Origin of the sequence: Bradyrhizobium sp. (assembly GCF_030654605.1) — a bacterium.
GTDB lineage: Bacteria > Pseudomonadota > Alphaproteobacteria > Rhizobiales > Xanthobacteraceae > Bradyrhizobium.
Genome location: NZ_JAURXB010000261.1, coordinates 1 through 4,302, shown reverse-complemented (window position 1 = coordinate 4,302; position 4,302 = coordinate 1). Strand labels below are relative to the sequence as shown.

Below are 4,302 nucleotides of genomic sequence, written 5' to 3'. Positions count from 1 at the left end.
CCGGCCAGCGCGAGCTCATGCGCAGCGGCAGAAGCCAGCTTCGCATTATGCGAGCCTGATCGCAGCGAGCCGGGAATGACGAGGATTTTCAGCGCGGCCATGAACCAATCGCAAGACAGAGCTAACCGGCGCGCGGCGGCGCCGAGCATTTTCGCAGAAAATGCTCTTAACCGATATTCTGCGCGTATTCTATTCGCAAAACCGGATTCCACTTTTGCGGAATACGCGCAAAGGGTCAGCCCTTGCGATACACCCAGACGCGGGCCGGCGGAAGGTTCATCCAGATGCGCTCGGAGGCTTCCGTGGAAACGCCCGGCAGCGATTTCGGAATCGGCGGCGCCACCGAATAGGTGAACTGCACGAAGGGCGCGCCCGGCGCCAGCGCCAGAAAGGCGTCGCGGATCAGTTTCAGGCGCTTCAGCATCGGTTGTGTCACCAGCGGCAGGCCGGACACCACGGCGGATGCCGGCGCGCTCAGCACGTCGCCGAGCGAGTCGCGCAGCGCGTAGGCATCGCCCTGCACAACCGTAGCCTGCGGATAGCGGTCGCGCAGCAGCGCGCAGAAGCCCGGATTGTATTCGACCAGCACCAGTCGCTTCTGATCGACGCCATGCTCGATCAGCGCGTTGGTGATCGCCCCGGTCCCCGGTCCCAATTCGACCACCGGTGCTGTTGAATTGACATCGACATACTGCGCCATGGTGCGGGCGAGAACTTTGCCCGAAGGCATCACCGCACCCATCCGCAGCGGCTTTTCGATCCATGAACGAAGGAAGCGAACCTCATCGTCGAGACGAGGGGGCTTCTTCAACGCACGCACAGACGATTGCAATGGCATGTCGCTACCGGACGGGACCCGACGCTGGGCGGAAGTGTCAGAATATCGTCACAAAGACGTATAGGTAGCGGCCGATACGGTCAAGCCGAAGAGTCGTTAGGGGTTGGCGCGATTGCCGAAGAAGTCCTTGACCTTAGTGAAGAAACCCGCCGCTTCCGGCTGGGTTGAGCCGGACGACAGTTTTTCGAACTCGGCCAGCAGCTCCTGCTGCTTCTTGGTCAGATTCTGAGGCGTTTCGACCACGACCTGGACGTACATGTCGCCGGTCTGGCGCGAACGCAGCACCGGCATGCCTTTTGATGCAATGCGAAATCGCCGGCCGGACTGGGTTCCGGAAGGCACTTTCACCTTGGTCTTGCCCTTGTCGATGGTCGGCACCTCGAATTCGCCGCCCAACGCCGCCGCCACCATCGAGATCGGTACGCGGCAATGCAAATCGGCGCCGTCGCGCTGGAAGAACTCGTGGGTGGCCAGCGACAGGAAGATGTAGAGGTCGCCCGGCGGTCCGCCGCGGACGCCGGCCTCGCCCTCGCCCGCCAGCCGGATGCGGGTGCCGTCTTCGACGCCTTGGGGAATGTTGACCGACAGGTTGCGGTCGCGCGTCACCCGGCCCAAACCGGTGCAGGACGGACAGGGGTCCTCGATCATCTGGCCGCGGCCCTGGCAGCCGGGACAGGTTCGCTCCAGCGTGAAGAAGCCCTGCGCCTGCCGCACCCTTCCCGCGCCGCCGCAGGTCGAGCAGGTCTTCGGCTTGGTGCCGGCCTTGGCGCCGATGCCCGAACAGGCTTCGCAGGTCACCGAGACCGGGATCTCGATCTGGGCGGTCTTGCCGAGGAAGGCCTCCTCCAGCGTGATTTCCATGTTGTAGCGCAGGTCCTGGCCGCGCTCGCGTCCGCCGCGCCCGCGCTGCCCGGCCATGCCGAACAGGTCTTCGAAAATGTCGGAGAAGGACGAGGCGAAGCCGGCGCCGAAGCCGGGTCCGCCGCCGCCATGGCCCTGCTCGAACGCCGCATGGCCGAACCGGTCATAGGCGGCGCGCTTGTCGCCGTCTTTCAGGACTTCGTAGGCTTCGTTGATTTCCTTGAAGCGGACTTCGCTGGAGGCATCGCCCGGATTCTTGTCCGGATGCCATTTCATCGCCAGCTTGCGGAAGGCCGCCTTGAGTCCGGACTCGTCCGCGTTCCGCTCGACTTCAAGAGTTTCGTAGTAGCAGCGCTTGGTGGTCGACATCCGTCAAATCCGCCCGAAATTCTGTTCTCGGTCCGCAGGCATGCTTTCTCAGAGAATGCAGCCTCCGGCTTAAAGAAAAATGACCCCCATCCTAAGGAGACGCAACCCGCGTGCTCTTTGGAATGAGGGTCATGGTACCAGCCGTATTTAAGCAGACTTCTTGTTGTTCTTGTCGTCGTCGACCTCGGTGAATTCGGCGTCGACCACGTCGTCCTTGGCGGCATCCTTGGCCGCGTCGCTTTCGGCCTGTTGCTTGTACATCGCCTCGCCGAGCTTCATCGAAGCCTGCGCCAGCGTGTTGGTCTTGGCCGTGATCGCCTCGGCGTCGTCGCCCTTGAGGGCTTCCTTCAGGTCGCTGACGGCGTCCTCGATGGCGCGGCGCTCGCTCTCCTCGACCTTGGAGCCGTGTTCGGCCAGGGCCTTCTCGGTGGAATGCACCATCGAGTCGGCATGGTTCTTGGCGTCGACCGCGGCACGGCGCTTCTTGTCCTCGGCGGCATTGGCCTCGGCGTCCTTGACCATCTTCTGGATGTCGGCTTCGGACAGACCGCCGGATGCCTGGATCCGGATCTGCTGCTCCTTGCCGGTCGCCTTGTCCTTGGCCGAGACGTTGACGATGCCGTTGGCGTCGATGTCGAAGGTGACCTCGATCTGCGGCATGCCGCGCGGCGACGGCGGAATCCCCATCAGGTCGAACTGGCCGAGCACCTTGTTGTCGGCGGCCATTTCGCGCTCGCCCTGGAACACGCGGATGGTGACGGCGTTCTGGTTGTCCTCGGCGGTCGAGAACACCTGGCTCTTCTTGGTCGGGATCGTGGTGTTGCGATCGATGATGCGGGTGAACACGCCGCCCAGCGTTTCGATGCCGAGCGACAGCGGCGTGACGTCGAGCAACAGCACGTCCTTGACGTCGCCCTGCAGCACGCCGGCCTGGATCGCGGCGCCGATGGCGACGACTTCGTCCGGATTGACGCCCTTGTGCGGATCCTTGCCGAACAGCTGCTTCACGACTTCCTGGACCTTCGGCATGCGGGTCATGCCGCCGACCAGCACCACTTCGCCGATTTCACCGGCGGTGAGGCCGGCGTCCTTCAGCGCCTTGCGGCAGGGCTCGATGGTCTTCTGGATGAGATCGTCGACCAGCGCCTCGAACTTGGCGCGCGTCAGCTTCATCGTCAGATGCTTCGGACCGGACGCATCGGCGGTGATGAAGGGCAGGTTGATTTCGGTCTGGGTGGTCGAGGACAGTTCGATCTTGGCCTTTTCGGCGGCCTCCTTCAGGCGCTGCAAGGCAAGCTTGTCGTTGCGCAGGTTGATGCCCTGCTCCTTCTGGAATTCGTCCGCCAGATAGCTGACCAGCCGCATGTCGAAGTCTTCGCCGCCCAAAAATGTATCGCCGTTGGTCGACTTCACCTCGAACACGCCGTCGCCGATCTCCAGCACCGACACGTCGAAGGTGCCGCCGCCGAGGTCGTACACCGCGATGGTGCCGGTCTTGGTCTTGTCGAGGCCATAGGCGAGCGCTGCCGCGGTCGGCTCGTTGATGATGCGCAGCACTTCAAGGCCGGCGATCTTGCCGGCGTCCTTGGTGGCCTGACGTTGCGCGTCGTTGAAATAGGCGGGAACGGTGATGACGGCCTGCTCGACCTTGGAGCCGAGATGGGCTTCCGCTGTCTCTTTCATCTTCTGCAGAATGAAAGCCGAGACCTGCGAGGGCGAATAGGTCTTGGCATCGGCTTCGACCCAGGCGTCGCCGTTGGATGCCTTGACGATCTTGTAGGGGACGAGCTTCTTGTCCTTCTCGACCATCGGATCGTCATAGCGGCGACCGACGAGGCGCTTGACCGCGAAGAAGGTGCGCTCGGGATTGGTCACCGCCTGACGCTTGGCGGGCTGCCCGACGAGGCGCTCGCCATCATCGCTGAAAGCGACGATCGACGGGGTCGTCCGCATGCCCTCGGCGTTCTCGATGACTTTCGCGGTCTTGCCATCCATTACGGCGACGCACGAATTCGTGGTGCCGAGATCGATCCCAATGACCTTTCCCATGGTCCTCATATCCTTCTTTTTGCGGCAGGTTGGCTGGGCCCTGACGGCACACCAATCCAAACCCCCAAACGATCAATTCCTCGCGATATTGCGACGGTGAGCCTCATATAGGAGGGGGGGTGGGGCCTGCAAGGACCGTACGCAACCTTGAGGGCTGAAAAGACTGGCCTTTGGAAGATTGTGTC

3 protein-coding genes and 1 pseudogene are annotated in these 4,302 nt (G+C 62.8%); all 4 read right to left on the bottom strand.

Annotated features, from left to right (window positions below):
* A pseudogene (locus tag Q7U29_RS23770) lies at positions 1 to 101 on the bottom strand (NADPH-dependent FMN reductase); the annotation flags it as partial.
* Positions 102 to 235: 134 nt separating this feature from the next.
* Positions 236 to 838: a class I SAM-dependent methyltransferase gene (locus tag Q7U29_RS23765; RefSeq protein ID WP_304745402.1), complete on the bottom strand. Its 603-nt coding sequence runs from the start codon at positions 836 to 838 to the stop codon at positions 236 to 238.
* Positions 839 to 934: 96 nt separating this feature from the next.
* A complete protein-coding gene (gene dnaJ / locus Q7U29_RS23760; protein WP_304745400.1) occupies positions 935 to 2,068 on the bottom strand; it encodes a molecular chaperone DnaJ in 1,134 nt (377 codons plus the stop codon).
* Between the two features lie 147 nt (positions 2,069 to 2,215).
* Positions 2,216 to 4,117, bottom strand: coding sequence for a molecular chaperone DnaK (gene dnaK, locus Q7U29_RS23755; protein WP_304745398.1), 1,902 nt, complete (start codon positions 4,115 to 4,117; stop codon positions 2,216 to 2,218).
* Between the last annotated feature and the right edge of the window lie 185 nt (positions 4,118 to 4,302).

Excerpts from the sequence above, each read along its gene's own strand:
- dnaK (WP_304745398.1), bottom strand. The coding sequence starts at position 4,117 with ATGGGAAAGGTCATTGGGATCGATCTCGGCACCACGAATTCGTGCGTC.
- dnaJ (WP_304745400.1), bottom strand. The coding sequence starts at position 2,068 with ATGTCGACCACCAAGCGCTGCTACTACGAAACTCTTGAAGTCGAGCGG.
- Q7U29_RS23765 (WP_304745402.1), bottom strand. The coding sequence starts at position 838 with ATGCCATTGCAATCGTCTGTGCGTGCGTTGAAGAAGCCCCCTCGTCTC.